The organism is Paenibacillus sp. A3, from assembly GCF_001399685.1.
Classification (GTDB): Bacteria; Bacillota; Bacilli; order Paenibacillales; family NBRC-103111; genus Paenibacillus_G.
The window spans coordinates 60,674-76,163 of the sequence record NZ_JTHN01000105.1 but is presented as its reverse complement, the minus strand read 5'-3'; the positions used below and the strand labels follow the sequence as shown (position 1 = coordinate 76,163).

Genomic DNA, 15,490 nt, shown 5'->3' with positions numbered 1-15,490 from the left:
CACTGCCGATCGGCAGTGCAGACAGCTTGAGCGTGGGCGATTGGGTCGTGGCCATCGGGAACCCGTACGGATTTGATCATACGGTAACCGTTGGGGTGCTGAGCGCCAAAGAGCGTCCGATCGATATCCCGGATAAGAACGGAACGCGCCAATACAAGCATTTGCTGCAAACGGACGCTTCGATTAACCCGGGGAACTCCGGCGGTCCGCTGCTGAATCTGAACGGCGAGGTCATCGGCATCAATACGGCCGTCAGCGCGCAAGCGCAAGGTATTGGCTTCGCAATTCCGACAAGCACGATATCTGCGGTGCTGGATAACCTGAAAAACAACGTGAAAATTCCGAAAGAGCCGATTCCGTATATCGGCGTGCAAATGCAAAATATCGATAAGGATTGGATCTCGGAGCTCAAGCTTGAAAATACGGAAGGTGCGATCGTTGCCGAAGTCGAGCGCAAAAGCCCGGCCTTCAAAGCAGGTATCCGTCCTTACGATGTGATCACCGAAGTCAACGGCACCAAGATGAAAACTTCCGAAGAGGTCGTCGCAGCCATCAAGAAATTGAAGGCTGGCGATAAAGTAACGCTTGGCATCATGCGTGACGGCAAGAAGCAGAACATTGACATTACGATCGGCGACCGCAACACGATCGACCCGCAGAAGCAACAGTAATGCCATAAAGAAAAAAGAAGTAGAGCGGACGACAAGCGAAAGCTCCGCTTCTTTTTTTTGCAATCCTCATTATTTTGGTACAATGGAAATAGGAAGGGCGGGTGGATACGATTTTATGAGAGAGAAAATACTAGTGATAGACGACGATGAGAAAATTACTTCCATGCTGCGCCGGAGCTTGGCGTTCGAAGGATACACCGTATTTACGGCGAACCACGGGATGGACGGGTTAAAGCAAATTCTTGAGAACGAGCCGGATACGGTCGTCCTGGATGTGATGATGCCGCAGCTCGACGGCTGGGAGGTCGTGCGCCGTATCCGCGAAGGCGGCTCGGACGTGCCGGTGCTCATGCTGACGGCCAAGGACGAAGTGTCCGACCGGGTGAAGGGGCTTGATCTGGGCGCGGACGACTATCTTGTGAAGCCGTTTGCACTGGAGGAGCTGCTTGCCCGGGTGCGCGTTCTGCTGCGCCGCAAAGCGGCGGACAAAACGGAGCAGTCTTCCAACAAGCTGCAGTACCAGGATATCTTTATGGATCTGGATACGCGCGAGGTATACCGCGGCGGGCAGCTCATCGAGCTGACGACCAAGGAATTCGAGCTGCTGCATCTGTTTTTGCAGAATCCGAGAAGGGTGCTTTCGCGGGACGTAATTATGGAAAAAATTTGGGGCTACGATTACAGCGGTGAATCGAACGTGCTGGAGGTTTATATCGCTCTTTTACGCCAAAAAACGGAGGAGCATGGGCACAAACGGATGATTCAAACCGTTCGCGGCGCCGGTTATGTGCTGAGAGGGGAAGGCTGACATGTCCATCCGCTTGCGCCTGACCCTTTGGTATACGGCGATATTATCCGCAACCCTGCTGCTGCTGGGGCTGGGACTTTACTTGTTTTTGCATTATATTTACTACGATAATCTAAAGACCGAAATCCAACAGCAAGCAGGGGGCGTAGCCTCCCGCATCAAGCCTCAGATCGTAAACGGGGAGTTCGTTCTCATTCCGAACATTCGCGACTTGCCGAAAACGAACAACGTCTTTTACCAAGTGACAAGTTTGAGTACGTGGCAGGTCATCGAGTTGCCCGACTCCGAACAGACAGGGATCAAAATTCCCAATATGTCCGAGGATAAGGTCAAATGCATACTGAACGGACAGTGTCAGTTCGAGAGGATGAGTATCCAGGGCTACTCGTTCATGGTATATTATGTGCCTCTCGTTCAGCAGTACACCGGCAACGTATTGGGGATTATGCAGGCCGCTTACTCGATTGAGCAGTATGAGAGCTTGCTGGCGCTCCTGCGTCTCATTTTGACGGTGATCGGGCTGATCAGCGTGCTGATCGCCGCTTCAGTCGGCTGGTTTCTTGCGCGCAAGGCGCTTCGGCCGATCGAGCAGGTCATTGCGGCCACGAACCGGATCGAAAAAGGGGTGGACCTCGACAAGCGGATCGAATACACCGGCCCGAACGATGAGATCGGCGAGCTGACGCAGACGATTAACGGCATGCTCGGACGGCTGCAGAACGCTTATACCGAGCTGGAAGAGGCTTACGGCGCGCAGCGCCGGTTCGTGTCGGATGCGTCGCACGAGCTGCGCACCCCTCTGACGACGATACGCGGCAATATGGAACTTCTGGAAAAAATGTGGAAGCAAACGGCGCTCACCACCGGAGAGCAGGACCATGCGAAGATGGAGCTGACGTTGGAGGCGATGCACGATATTTCCGGCGAAGCGGAGCGCATGTCGCGGCTCGTGAACGACCTGCTGTCGCTGGCTCGCGCCGACGCCGGGTTCCAGATGACCAAGGACGAAGTCGAGCTGCAGCCGCTGCTCGATGAGATCGCGCGGAAAGCGCAGCTGCTGCCGAAAACGGCTAAATGGATCGTCGGACAGACGAAGGCGGCCGAGGGCGTATACGTCTACGGCAACGAAGATTATTTAAGACAGCTGCTGTTCATTTTCCTCGAAAATGCGTTCAAGTATACCGAGCAGGGCTATGTCCGGCTCGATACGATGCGGCACGGCGGACAGATCGGCATCCGGATCGAGGATACGGGCATCGGGATGGACAAATCCGAGATTCCGCATATTTTCGAGCGGTTCTACCGGGCGGACCCGTCGCGGGGCCGCAAGTCCGGAACGGGGCTGGGCCTGTCCATCGCCAAATGGATTATCGACGAGCATAAGGGTTCCGTCGAGGTCAAGACGCGGAAAGACGAGGGAACGACCTTCATCATCTGGTTCCCGATCGCAGCGGAACTAAGCAGACGAACGCCGCAAGCCGAGGATAATTCCCTCCGCCCGAAGAATCAGGTATAATGAAAGAATAAGTGAAAATTCGACAGGCAGGTGCAGCATGGACGTTATCAAAATATCACCCCGCGGCTATTGCTACGGCGTCGTCGACGCGATGGCGCTGGCGATGCAGACCGCCAAAAATTTGGATCTGCCGAGACCCATATATATTTTAGGCATGATCGTGCACAATGCGCATGTCACCGACTATTTTGAAAAAGAAGGCGTCATTACGCTCGACGGTCCGAACCGTCTGGAAATTTTGGAGCAGGTGGACAAGGGCACGGTGATTTTCACCGCCCACGGGGTATCTCCCGAGGTTCGCCGCAAAGCACGCGACAAGGGCTTGACCGTCGTGGACGCGACGTGCCCCGACGTGACGAAGACGCACGATTTGATCCGCGAGAAGACGGCCGAGGGCTATACGATCATTTATATCGGCAAGAAAGGCCATCCCGAGCCGGAAGGCGCCGTGGGCGTCGCGCCGGATCGCGTGCATCTGATCGAGAATACGGAAGAAATCGACAAGCTTGACGTTGCGTCGGAGCGTATCCTGATTACGAACCAGACGACGATGAGCCAGTGGGATATCAAGCACATTATGAACCGGTTGCTGGAAAAGTTCCCGCAAGCGGAAATTCATAACGAGATTTGCCTTGCCACCCAAGTCAGGCAGGAAGCGGTCGCGGAGCAGGCGAAGGAGGCCGATCTCGTCATCGTCGTCGGCGACCCGCGAAGCAACAACTCGAACCGTCTTGCGCAAGTGTCCGAGGAGATCGCGGGAGTCAAGGCGTACCGCATCGCCGATCTTTCCGAGCTGAACCCCGAGTGGCTGAAGCCGGTGCGCCGCGTAGGCGTCACCTCCGGGGCTTCGACGCCCACGCCGATCACCAAGGAAGTCATCGCGTATCTGGAACAATACGATGCTGCCGATCCCGCGACTTGGGAGCTGCGGCGCACGGTCAATATGGACCGCTTAATCCCGGTCGCCAAGCAAAAAGCAAGCGCGGAGTAGGCTGCTCACGGAAGGAAAGGGACGTACAGTCATGGGCAAAACGACAACTAGCAAAAAACCTTTTCAACTTCGTAATGTTGGCCGTTGGTTTAAATACAAGTATTTGCAGCTGACAAGAGTCAAAGGAGGGCCGGTCATCGTCGCACTTGGCTTCTCCGTCGGTCTGTTTGTAGAAATGTTTACCCTGCCTACGGCGGGGCTTGCTTTTTTTCTGATCTTTCCGTTGGTCTACGTATTCCGGGCCAGCATGGCCGCGGCTTTGATCGGATTCGTATTCGGCAAAGTGATCTACATCCCGATGTCCTTCCTGAACCGGCAAGTGGGAGGCTGGGTGCTTCCGCGCGGCATCAAGGGGCATTTATTGTCCGTGCTGCCGGATTGGCTCGATACGTTTATCAAATTCAACTTGAAGCTGTTTGTCGGCGGGGTCATCGACGGGGCCGTCTTGGGGCTTATCGCCTTTTATCCGATCAAATGGCTGCTGGAATGGTATGACGGCAAGCGCAAGGAAAAGCGGAGAAGGCGCAAGGAGCAGGTGCTGCTCTCCTCGGGGTCCGAAGGCTGAAGAAATAATCTTTCGCTTCGTTCTTGACGAGGAGCGGCTCCTCGTTGTATAGTTACTTTAACACTTAAAAGCGTATAAGCGTCGAAGCGTCTAAGTATGAACATGTCCTTGAGGAGCGTGGATTGTCATGATCGTTATTTTATCCAACAAAATTACCGAAGAGCGCATTGCCGAAATCGTTCATCATATCGAGAAGCACGAGGTAGCGGCTCATGTGTCCAAAGGCGTAGACCGCACGGTCGTCGGCATTATCGGCAAAGCGAGCCCGGCACTGGCCGAGCAGCTTCGCCAGTTGTCCGGCGTAGAGCAGGTCGTCAAAATCTCCAAATCGTATAAACTCGCAAGCCGCGATTTTCACCCGGACAATACGGTGATCCGAATCGGCGACGTATCGATCGGCGGCGACGAACTGGTCATTATGGGCGGACCTTGCGCGGTCGAGTCGCCGGAGCAAATCGACGAAATCGCCCGCTTGGTCAAAGCCTCCGGCGCCCAGGTGCTGCGCGGCGGCGCCTTCAAGCCGAGAACCGGCCCTTACAGCTTCCAGGGCGTCGGCGTTGAGGGACTGGTAATGATGGCGGAAGCCGGCAAAAAGCACGGACTGCTGACCATCACGGAAGTGATGACGCCAGAGTACGTCGACGTGTGCGCCGAGTACGCCGATATTTTGCAGGTCGGCACCCGGAACATGCAGAATTTCGATCTGCTCCGGAAGCTTGGCACGATTCAAACGCCGGTGCTCCTCAAGCGCGGATTCAGTTCGACGTACGACGAATTTTTGAATGCGGCGGAATACATTTTGGCGGGAGGCAATCCGAACGTCATGCTCTGCGAACGCGGAATCCGAACATTCGAACCTTACACGAGAAATACGCTCGACCTGGCGGCCATTCCGGCGCTGCAGACGCTCAGCCATTTGCCGGTCATTTCCGACCCGAGCCACGGCACGGGACGCCGCGAACTGGTAGAGCCGATGTGCAAAGCTTCCATCGCCGCCGGTGCAAATGGTCTGATTGTCGAAATGCACACGGACCCCGACAACTCGATGACCGGAGACGGTGTGCAATCGCTGTTCCCGGACCAATTCGCCAAACTCATGTTAGATTTGGAGCAATTGGCGCCGCTGTGCGGAAAACGGTTCGATACGAAGAAAGAAGCGGTTCTGGCGCGGTAATGATCGTGTTTTTAAGGTAGGTTCCTTTTCGGAAAAGGCTTGGTTCTCCTGTTTTTCAGGAAATCAAGCCTTCTTCTTGTCCAATTTGTGACAAAAATCGACCCTGTGTAAGCATACCTTACACTCTCGTAAAAAATACCTGACATAAGTATTGACGATTATTGCGATGTCGATTTATAATAAGTCCATGATCAACGAAAACTTGAACAATGAGCGAACAAAATGATGAAAATGTTCGGAAATTAGGAGGTTGGCGAGTCAATGTCAGTACAAAACGTATTAAACACCATCAAGGAAAAAGGCATCGAGTGGGTAGATTTCCGTTTTGTCGATCTGAACGGCAGAGCACATCACATTTCTTTACCGGCATCCGAGGTAGAAGAAGAAACTTTCGTGAACGGCGTAGCGTTCGACGGTTCTTCCATCCCCGGTTTCAGAGGCATTGAAGAGTCCGACATGGTCATGATGCCGGACACGGAGACCAGCTACATTGATCCGTTCACCGCTCATCCGACGCTGGTTATCATGAGCAACATCCATACGCCTGACGGCGAACGTTACGAGCGCGATCCGCGCAGCATCGCCCAGAAGGCTGAAGAATATTTGCAAACGTCCGGCGTAGGTACGACTGCGTTCTTCGCACCGGAATCCGAATTTTTCATCTTCGATGAAGTTCGCTTCGAAAGCAAGCAAAACTCTTCTTCGTACTTTGTAGATTCCGAAGAAGCGCACTGGAACACAAACCGCAAGGAAGAAGGCGGCAATCTGGGCTTCAAAGTCGGCCATAAAGGCGGCTATGTGCCGGTTGGTCCGACGGATACGCAGCAAGACATCCGCAGTGAAATGTGCCGACTGCTGATCGAATCCGGCCTCCGCATCGAGCGCCATCACCATGAGGTGGCTACCGCAGGCCAAGGCGAGATCAACTTCCGTTTCGACACGCTAACCAAAACAGCCGACAACCTGATGAAATACAAATACATCGTGCAAAACACCGCCCGTCAATACGGCAAAGTGGCGACCTTCATGCCGAAGCCGCTGTTTGGCGACAACGGCAGCGGGATGCACGTTCACCAATCGATCTTCAACGGCGACACTCCGCTGTTCTATGAAAAAGGCGGCTATGCCAACCTGAGCGAAATGGCGCTGCACTACATCGGCGGTATTCTGTACCATGCTCCGGCATTGATCGCTTTGACCAACCCGAGCACGAACTCGTTCAAGCGTCTGGTTCCTGGCTACGAAGCGCCGGTTAACCTCGTGTTCTCCAAGGGCAACCGTTCCGCAGCCGTTCGTATTCCGGTTGCTGCCGTAACGCCGAAAGGCTGCCGCATCGAGTTCCGTACGCCGGATTCCACTGCTAACCCGTACCTGGCCTTCGCAGCGATGCTGCTCGCCGGTCTGGACGGCATCAAGAAAAAAATCGATCCGAGCGCACTCGGCTACGGCCCGCTCGACAAGAACATCTACGAGCTGCCGGAAGAAGAGAAGAAAGAGATCCGCAGCGTACCGGGTACGCTGGACGAAGCGCTCGACGCTCTGGAAGCGGACTACGAGTTCCTGACCGAAGGCGGCGTATTCTCCAAAGACTTCATCGACAACTACGTTGCGCTGAAGCGCGATGAAGCCAAAGCGGTATCGATCCGCATTCATCCGCACGAGTACTCCTTGTACTTCGATCTGTAAGCCTCGGCCTCATGCATAGATTCAAACGCAGAAGCTCCTTGCCTCAAGCAGGGAGCTTCTGTGCGTTGAGAAAGTGGGCTTTTACAAAAATAGAGATGCAAACGGAGGTGGGGTATCCACTGGAGAAGCGATAGCGGCCGCCTTTGTCTTCGGGAAATGTCCGCTACTAAGCGGCTTCAATCAAATTTTCCGAGGACAAGAGCTGTCGGAAGTGGATACCCCACCCCCTCGTACACCTCTATAGTTCCGTCTGAACATGCTCCTTGCTCCAAGCAGGGAGCTTCTTTTTTGCTTGGATGCATCGGTTTTAACCAAAATTTAAACGAAATCGTTCTCCGAATTTAACCTGTGGTTGATAGGATGGAAGCCGAGTGACCGCATAAGGCGAATGGCGGTTTCTACACCAACGTACCGGACAAAAGGAGAACGAATGATGCACAAGCTGAAATGGACAGTGAAGCAAGCCGTTATTGCGGCGGTGGCAGCGACCTGCTTGATTCCTCAGGCAGCGTTTGCCGAAGTCAAGGAAGCGACGGAAGCGAAAGCTCCGCTTAAGGGCTCGGTAGAAGACTATCATCTCGCATGGGGGAACTGGATGAAGTCCCATGCGTATGCGCTCGAATCGATTGAGCCGGAAACGGTATCGAACGGTTCGATTGAGAAAGAGAAATTTAAAGATTTATCCTTTCTAAAGCCGCTTTTGATGGATAAGCGGATCGTCTATTTAGGGGAATTCCCACGGCGTCGCGGAGTACAATCAGGTGAAAACCAGGCTGATTCAATATTTGCACGAGGAGCTCGGCTTTGATGTGATCGCCTTTGAATCGGGGATGGGGAATGCGGCAGGCGCCTATGCCCGCGTCGAGTCCCGTACGCCGGAAGAACTGATGAAGGATGCGATCTTTGGGGTATGGTGGAGCAAGGAGACGCTGCCTTTATTCGACTATATCAAGCAAAGCGCGGGTACGGAGCGTCCGCTTGCGGTCAGCGGCTTTGATATGCAGGTTCAATTCCCTTACGCTTCGTTTATGAAGGAATGGATCGGAACGAAGGATGCCGGGCTGGCCGATGCGTTTGTCAAGGCCGAGGAGGAGCTTGCCGACTGGAGCGATAGTAAGGATGCCGCCGCTTATGCCCAAGCGAAGCCTCAACTGTTCAAAACCTACGAAGACATGAAAGCTTTTCTGGGGAACCATGCGGCCGAGCTGCAAGCGCAGTATCCGAAAAACAAGCACTTGATCGAAATGACGCAGCGGGTCATGGACGACCGGATTCGTGTCGTGAAGGAGTACACGGAGGTCGTCATTCGCAGCAACACCGCTACGGAGCAAGGGGATTACGAACCTTTTCTGCAAACGATGCGCATTCGCGACGAAATGATGGCAGACAACTTGACTTGGCTCGCAGATCATATATATCCGAACAAGAAAATCATCGTCTGGGGCCATAACGACCACATCCGCAAAAACAATTCGCAGGCCATGAACTCTCCGTACTCCGGAGTGAAGCTGATGGGCGAGCTCATGCCTGACAGGCTGAAGAAGCAAAGCTATGCGATCGGCCTGTACATGTATGAAGGCGAGGCAGCCAACAATATGGCACAAACGTACAAGATCGGTACGCACGAGCCCGGCAGCATGGAACACATTTTGAAGCAAGCCGGATATCCGTATACGTTTGTCGATTTGAAATATTGGAAGAACAAGAAGGGCACCTCGTGGATGTTCCAGCCTCGCATCTCGCTCGATTGGGGGATGTTGCCGGAAAGCATGATTCCGCGGGAACAATTCGACGGTTTGCTGCTGATCGACAAGGTTCACCCGCCGACGTATATAAGAACGAAGCCTATCAGAAACTGATGCTGGGCGCTCAGCTCCGGCACATCGATTATTTGGACGAAGAAATTGGCCGGTTAGACGAAGGCGGAGGAAGACCTGGAACTGCTAGACACGATCCCCGGCGTGGCGAGACGGACAGAAGAGACCATATTGGCCGAAATTGGTACGAATATGGATCCGTATCCATCCGCTGCCCACTTATGTTCTTGGGCGGGGCTGTGTCCAGGTCAGAACGAAAGCGCCGGAAAACGAAAACGCGAAGTGATCATCAGACAGTCCATAAGGAAGCTGGAGTCATTAGGCGTTTCGGTCACCGTTAATGCGGCTGCCTCCTGATTGTCGCTGTTTTTTGGTAATACACTGCTGATCGCCCTGGCCGTTTTTTGTCGGTCCAAGGGTCAGTTTCGTATTGTCTTTTCAGGTCTTCCATCGAGAGATATTTTCAAGATAGGCTGCTGCTGTTGTATTGAGTTCAGAGATAGGGGCTCTGATGCTCAGCCTTTTTGGTTAAACGGCCGGTAGACCTTTCAGATATTCGGCATGGCGGCGAACTTCATTCACCCCCAGCGGGCCGCCGTGACCCAAATAAAATGTGCGATGGCCGGATGAGATTAAACGCAGAAGCTCCTCGGCTACCTGATGTGGATCGTCTTCGAAAGGCGGTCGTATGGCGTGGTTTTTCCTCATGATGCCGCCGAGCAGAATACCCGAGGCCAAAAGATCACCCACCATAGCATCTTTTGACTCCAGTTCAACCGAAATAGATCCCGATGTATGCCCAGGCGTATGGGTAACCGTGCCAGGTACGCCAAAACTCCGCAAATCGATGGCCTGTTTTCCGGATACCAACAAATCCGGTGTAAATCCCTCATAAGGCTGAAGTATGAAACCCGTTTTGTAGAACAGACGGGCAAACCGTCCCGTCGGGCAGAACGTCATCTCCTCCTCCCTGCTGTAATGCTTGGCGTCGCCCTCATGGGCGAGTATAGGAGCTCCCGTAAGTTCCCTCAATCTTGCCGCACTGCCGGCATGGTCGACATGCGCATGGGTGATGATGATGAGCTTGATGTCCTTGAAGGTCAGCTTCTCTTTCGCGAGAGCTCTTCCTATTTTTCGCTCGGATCCCGGTATACCGGCATCGACCAAGACGCAACCGTCCGGTCCAAGCAGCAAATGGGCGTTCACCATGTGCATCGGAAGAATGGGAATGCGGATAATTTTAACTTTCTTCATAAGCGAGTCACCCCTCATAAAAAATACCGAACGGTTCGGTTTTTTATAGGATAACAAATATTTCTCGAATATGCGAGAGAAATGTTAAAATGAATACAATTATTATACCGTTTACGGGGGGCTGCTTTCATGCGCAAGGGCGAAAAGACACGCCAGCATATTATTGAAAAATCAGCCGAGCTGTTTAATCGAAAAGGGTACGCCGGCTCTTCGATACAAGACATCATACAAGTCACCGGATTGACCAAAGGCGGCGTGTATCGGACATTTTCCGGGAAAGACGAAATCGCGCTCGAAGCGTTCGATTATGCCTCGCGGATTCTGATTGAGAAATTCTTGAAGGCTACCGAAAAGGCGGAGACGGCGATCGACAAGGTCATGGCGGTATGCACGGTTTACGAAGATCCTGTCAACCATCCTCCGATTGAGGGTGGCTGTCCCTTGCTTAACACTGCGGTGGAGGCAGATGATGGATACCTCCCGCTCAGAGAGAAAGCGGTAGCTGCGCATGGTAAATTCACTGCGTTTATTCAAAGCATATTAAACGAGGGGGTCACCACTGGGGAGCTGTCCTCAGCTCTTGATACGGAAGCCTTCGCTTCATTTGTCGTTTCTTCGTTAGAAGGCGGGGTCATGGCAAGCCGGTTAACTCGGAACAACAAGCACATCGGGTTCGTGATTCAGCAGATCAAGCTCGTCATTTCGACTTATCAAAAAATATAAAAGAGAAGCGGACTTCATGATCTCTGTACAGCTGTTTTGAGAGAAACGATCAATATCGTGCTAAAAATGAGCAATTCCATGCCGAGACGGCACGCTTCCCGTAGGTTATAATCGGAAGCATCCGAACAGCTTCGGAATACCGTCAAGGAGGGTTACTCATGAAAGTCGTCGTAGTTGGTTGCGGGGGAATGGGGCGGATTCACGCTATCCATTATGCGTCCATGCCTGAAGTTGAGCTGGTCGGAGTATGCGATATCGAGGTTCATCTGGCCGAGCGGTTGGCGAATGAAACGAATTGCCGCGCTTTTGCTTCCTATGAAGAAATGATGTCCGCCATTAAGCCCGATCTGGTCAGCATTGCGCTGCCTACTTATTTACATAAAGAATACACGGTGAAGACAGCGGCGCTTGGCGCGCACGTCGTGTGCGAGAAGCCGATGGCTCTGACGCTGGAGGATGCGGCGGAGATGATCCGCGCTTGCGAGCAGGCGGGTGTCCGTTTGTTCGTCGGCCATGTCGTCCGCTTCTTCCCGGAGTATGCCGATATCAAACGGAAGGTCGAGGCCGGGGAATTGGGCAAGCTCGGGGTAGCGCACGCGAAACGGTCCGGCAGCCATCCGGCGAAGGTGAAAGAATGGTTCGGCAATTTCGAGCAAAGCGGCGGCGTGATCCTCGACCTGATGGTTCACGATATCGATTTTATGCGCTGGGCGCTCGGCGAAGTGAAATCGGTGTATGCGCTTAACCGGCGCGATCAAGAGATGGATTATGCGCTGGCGACGCTCGTGTTCGAGCAAGGGGCCGTCGCCAATCTGGAAGCGTTCTGGGGGTATCCCGGACCGTTCCATACGAAGGCGGAAATCGCCGGGCGGGATGGAATCGTGCGCAACAGCAGCCTGGAGGCGCAGTCGCTGCAAATGGTCCGGGTATCCGAGGGCCAGGACGGCCCTGCCGCCGTGGAAGTGCCGGGCAGCCCGGGCTATCACGATCCGTATTATTACGAGCTGCGCCATTTTGTCCGGTGCATCCGCGAAAACCGCGAGTCGATCGTGACGCCGGCCGATGCGTACAAGGCGGTTGAAATTGCGCTTGCCGCCATTAAATCGGCCAAAACGGGCACTGCCGTGCATCTCTAATTCCACGTGAGGAGGAACGCTACGATGAACAAAATAAAAATAGGAATGATCAGCTTCGCGCATGGTCATGCGTTCAGCTACTTGAACTCGCTCGTTGCCATGCCCGAGGTCGAAGTGGCAGGAATTGCAGACGAAGTGAAATCCCGCGTGGAGGCCGTGGCGGAGAAGCACGGTATCCCATATTTTGAAGATTATCGGGAGCTGCTCTCGAAGGATATCGATGCCGTCGTCATCTGCTCGGAGAATGTCCGGCATGCGGAGCTGACCATCGCTGCGGCGCAAGCCGGGAAGCACGTCCTGTGCGAGAAGCCGCTTGGCGTCTCCAAGCGGGAGATGGAAGAGATGATCGCGGCCTGCAAGGAAAACGGCGTGCAGCTGATGACCGCTTTTCCATGCCGCTATTTGCCTGCGGTCGTGCAAGCGAAGCAAGCGGTCGAGCGAGGCGAGATCGGCGAGATCGTGGCGATCAAAGGCACGAACCGCGGCAGCTTTCCGGGCGGATGGTTCGCCGATAAGGCGCTGTCCGGCGGTGGTGCGGTGCTGGACCATACGGTGCATGTCATGGACTTGATGCATTGGTTTCTCGGCGCGGAAGTGCAGGAAGTATATGCCTATGCGACGACGGTGTTTCAGGAGCAGGATATTGACGACGCCGGCATGGTGCACGTCAAATTCGATAACGGCGTTTTTGCCGTTCTGGACCCGAGCTGGTCGCGCAACCGGAGCTTCCCGACCTGGGGGGATGTGACGATGGAAATCGTCGGCACGCGCGGAGTGCTCTCCGTCGATGCGTTTGCCCAAAAGAACGATGTGTATAGCGTTCAGGCGGGCAAAGGGGAGTGGAGCTATTGGGGCGACAATATGGACGAGTATTTGGTTCGATCGTTCGTCGAGGCGCTAATCCACGGCACGTCGGTCCCGATTACGGGCGAAGACGGGATGAAGGCCGCGGCTGTTGCCCTTGCCGCCTACGAGTCCGCAGCGCAAGGGCAGCCAGTCCGGCTGTAAGGAGGAGCTGCATTGGAAGCGAAAATCAAGGCAAGAATCGAAGCTGCGCTTGAGCTGGCCGGGCTCGGAAAAAACGGGCTGCAGGTCTCGTATTTGGCGGAAGGCGCATGGCACGAAGCTTACCTGATTTCTACGACGGAAACCGGGCCTTTGGTGGCGCGGTTTCCGAAGCTTTTTTCATACGGGAAGCCGTTTGTGTATAACGAACGGGAGCTGAAGGCCGAATATGGCGGCCGAGGATTGTATTACCGGCTGGCGAACGGGGTGAGCGAAGGCATCTGCCCTCCGTATTATACATACTACATCAGTCCGGAGCTGAGCTTTACGATCGAAACCTACAGCGGGCCCGTCATGTCGCTCGCGGCAGCGGACGAAGCCGAAGCGGCCCGGTGGGGAGCGCAGTGCGGACGATTTTTCCGGCACATGGACCGGACGAGCGTCGAACTGGAAGGGTTCGGGTTTCTGGACTGGAAGGACGGAAACCTTGCCGGCGATCATCAGCAGGATTTTCGCGTGTATTGGGTAGAGGATACCGAGGGTTACCTGGAGTCGTGGGAACGGCTGGAGCGTGCGGGATATGGCAGCGAAGCCGCGGGCGTGAAGCGAATGCTGGACGAAATCGTCCCGTTCCGCTTGCGGCGTACGCCCGGGTTAAGCTTGACGAACCGGGACGTATCGCCGGAAAACCTCATTATCTGCGAAACGGAAGTCCGCTTGATCGATCCGGTGCCGGTCATCTATGACGGTCTCGCGTTTGCCGGCAACGTGTTGAACAATTTCAATACGTTGTTTCCGTCGTTTCACCGCTCTCCGCGGTATGAGCGTCACCGGTTCGACCGGTACCAGCCTTTGCTCCGGGCGTTCGCCGACGGGTTTCTCGAAGGGTATGCGCAGGGCGATCCCGAGATGCTCTACGCACTGCGCGTAGAACAATTTCTGATGCTGCTGGACCTGACCTGCGACCATATCGGGCTGTTGGAGCACGAGATGACGGAGGAAACGGTGCTGCGCTATGGCGACCAAGCTGCGGTGGAGGAGCGAATTCCCGCCTATATCACCGGCTTGGAGCAGTTTCGTTTATCGTGATAAACGGCTGGAAGGCTCCGGCCGGTCAACCCGGCGGCTGACCGGCGTAACGGTTTTTGCGGAGCTGGGCCGGACTGCAGCGCTTGTATTTGCGAAATAGCCTCCCGAAATAATTCACATCGCAAATGCCAACTTCCTCAGCGATCGTCGTCATGGACCAGTCTGTATCGCGGATGAGCTCTTCCGCTTTGTTAATGCGCAGCAGGTGGACATATTCCATGAACGTTCTCCCGACGGCTGCGCGGAACACGCGGCAAAAGTGATGATTGCTCATGTTGGCCACTTGCGCGGCGCGTTCGATCGTTAATTTTTCCCGGTAATGCGTTTCGACGAAAGTGAGCACTTCCTTCAGCTTCTCCAGCTTGCGTTTGCCTGCGGCCTCTCCTTGATCGCTGCGGCCGGGGCTTGCGTAGAGACGGGTCAGTACGGTAATCAGCACGGTGATGTACGATTGGATGACGACCTCGAAGCCGGTTTCCTTGCGGTCATACTCGTCCGCAATGCGTCGAAGCAGGGCCGCGATGGATTCGTAATGCTCGTCGGCGGGGCTCAGATGCACCGGTACGGACAACGGCTCGGTCAAGGAGGCGGCGTAATCCGAATGGGCGACGTGCGAATGAACGATCCGGGTCCGATCGAACAGAAACGCGCAGTATTCCGCCTCGTCGTCCAGCGTGCCGCCTTCGTGAATTTCTCCCTCGTTGATCAGGAAAATATCGCCGGGCACGGCCGTCAGCCGTTGCCCGCCAATACGGAATTCGGCGCTCCCCTGCTGCACCAGAAGAATCTCGAACACGTCGTCGTGATAATGGGAATAAAACTGGGAAGGACTTTTTTGCGGCAGTACTTTATAAGGAAACACTTGTTTGACAATGGGCAGTTCCCGTATGATCAGATCAGAGCGCATGCGAATCACCTCTTGGCTGCAGCCGAATCCGACAGTCGCTTTGAAGTTGAAGCGGATTCGAAACTTCATTATATTGTACCGAACGGACGCTTCGATTTGAAGCGTTTTTTTGTTTGCTCTTTTTTTCATTTGGAATGATCAGGCAAAT

The 15,490-nt window shown here is 54.3% G+C and carries 15 protein-coding genes and 1 pseudogene; 14 read left to right on the top strand and 2 right to left on the bottom strand.

All coding sequences use genetic code 11. The features are described from left to right. The 10 genes and pseudogenes from QJ48_RS16880 to QJ48_RS35960 form a co-directional block, all read left to right on the top strand. Positions 1-671 (top strand): S1C family serine protease (locus tag QJ48_RS16880; RefSeq protein ID WP_157261656.1); only part of this gene is annotated, 671 nt, incomplete at its 5' end. A gap of 115 nt (positions 672-786) precedes the next feature. After that, positions 787-1,479, top strand: a complete 693-nt coding sequence (locus QJ48_RS16875; protein WP_054974716.1) for a response regulator transcription factor — start codon at positions 787-789, stop codon at positions 1,477-1,479. 1 nt (position 1,480) lies between these two features. After that, a complete protein-coding gene (locus tag QJ48_RS16870; protein WP_054974715.1) occupies positions 1,481-2,995 on the top strand; it encodes a cell wall metabolism sensor histidine kinase WalK in 1,515 nt (504 codons plus the stop codon). Positions 2,996-3,032: 37 nt separating this feature from the next. Then, the gene (locus tag QJ48_RS16865) at positions 3,033-3,986 is read left to right on the top strand and encodes a 4-hydroxy-3-methylbut-2-enyl diphosphate reductase (protein WP_054974714.1); all 954 of its coding nucleotides are present in this window, start codon (positions 3,033-3,035) and stop codon (positions 3,984-3,986) included. A gap of 31 nt (positions 3,987-4,017) precedes the next feature. Beyond that, a complete protein-coding gene (locus QJ48_RS16860; RefSeq protein ID WP_054974713.1) occupies positions 4,018-4,551 on the top strand; it encodes a DUF2062 domain-containing protein in 534 nt (177 codons plus the stop codon). A 127-nt stretch (positions 4,552-4,678) separates the two neighbouring features. Next, on the top strand, positions 4,679-5,725 hold the full coding sequence (aroF, locus tag QJ48_RS16855) for a 3-deoxy-7-phosphoheptulonate synthase (RefSeq protein WP_054974712.1): 1,047 nt from the start codon (positions 4,679-4,681) through the stop codon (positions 5,723-5,725). A gap of 261 nt (positions 5,726-5,986) precedes the next feature. Further along, the gene (gene glnA, locus QJ48_RS16850) at positions 5,987-7,411 is read left to right on the top strand and encodes a type I glutamate--ammonia ligase (RefSeq protein WP_054974711.1); all 1,425 of its coding nucleotides are present in this window, start codon (positions 5,987-5,989) and stop codon (positions 7,409-7,411) included. Between the two features lie 430 nt (positions 7,412-7,841). Beyond that, positions 7,842-8,219, top strand: coding sequence for a hypothetical protein (locus QJ48_RS38745; RefSeq protein ID WP_237762944.1), 378 nt, complete (start codon positions 7,842-7,844; stop codon positions 8,217-8,219). 22 nt (positions 8,220-8,241) lie between these two features. Then, positions 8,242-9,270 carry an erythromycin esterase family protein gene (locus QJ48_RS16845; RefSeq protein WP_237762946.1) on the top strand — a complete coding sequence of 343 codons (1,029 nt, stop codon included), beginning with the start codon at positions 8,242-8,244 and terminating at the stop codon, positions 9,268-9,270. After that, a pseudogene (locus QJ48_RS35960) lies at positions 9,258-9,585 on the top strand (transposase); the annotation flags it as partial. The gene QJ48_RS16845 and the pseudogene QJ48_RS35960, both read left to right, overlap by 13 nt. 171 nt (positions 9,586-9,756) lie before the next feature. Here the strand turns inward: QJ48_RS35960 and QJ48_RS16840 are convergent. After that, on the bottom strand, positions 9,757-10,482 hold the full coding sequence (locus tag QJ48_RS16840; protein ID WP_054974710.1) for an MBL fold metallo-hydrolase: 726 nt from the start codon (positions 10,480-10,482) through the stop codon (positions 9,757-9,759). A gap of 129 nt (positions 10,483-10,611) precedes the next feature. Between QJ48_RS16840 and QJ48_RS16835 the strand changes: the two genes are divergently transcribed. From QJ48_RS16835 to QJ48_RS16820, 4 genes are all read left to right on the top strand, one after another. Continuing rightward, on the top strand, positions 10,612-11,205 hold the full coding sequence (locus tag QJ48_RS16835) for a TetR/AcrR family transcriptional regulator (RefSeq protein ID WP_054974709.1): 594 nt from the start codon (positions 10,612-10,614) through the stop codon (positions 11,203-11,205). A gap of 158 nt (positions 11,206-11,363) precedes the next feature. Further along, entirely contained in the window at positions 11,364-12,341 is a 978-nt protein-coding gene (locus QJ48_RS16830) for a Gfo/Idh/MocA family protein (protein ID WP_054974708.1), read from the top strand. A 24-nt stretch (positions 12,342-12,365) separates the two neighbouring features. Next, entirely contained in the window at positions 12,366-13,349 is a 984-nt protein-coding gene (locus QJ48_RS16825) for a Gfo/Idh/MocA family protein (protein WP_054974707.1), read from the top strand. 12 nt (positions 13,350-13,361) lie between these two features. Beyond that, the gene (locus tag QJ48_RS16820) at positions 13,362-14,435 is read left to right on the top strand and encodes a hypothetical protein (protein WP_237762943.1); all 1,074 of its coding nucleotides are present in this window, start codon (positions 13,362-13,364) and stop codon (positions 14,433-14,435) included. Positions 14,436-14,460: 25 nt separating this feature from the next. Here QJ48_RS16820 and QJ48_RS16815 read toward each other — a convergent pair whose 3' ends face one another. Further along, positions 14,461-15,342 (bottom strand): AraC family transcriptional regulator, encoded by an 882-nt coding sequence (locus tag QJ48_RS16815; RefSeq protein WP_237762942.1) that lies wholly within the window; start codon positions 15,340-15,342, stop codon positions 14,461-14,463. Positions 15,343-15,490 lie beyond the last annotated feature (148 nt).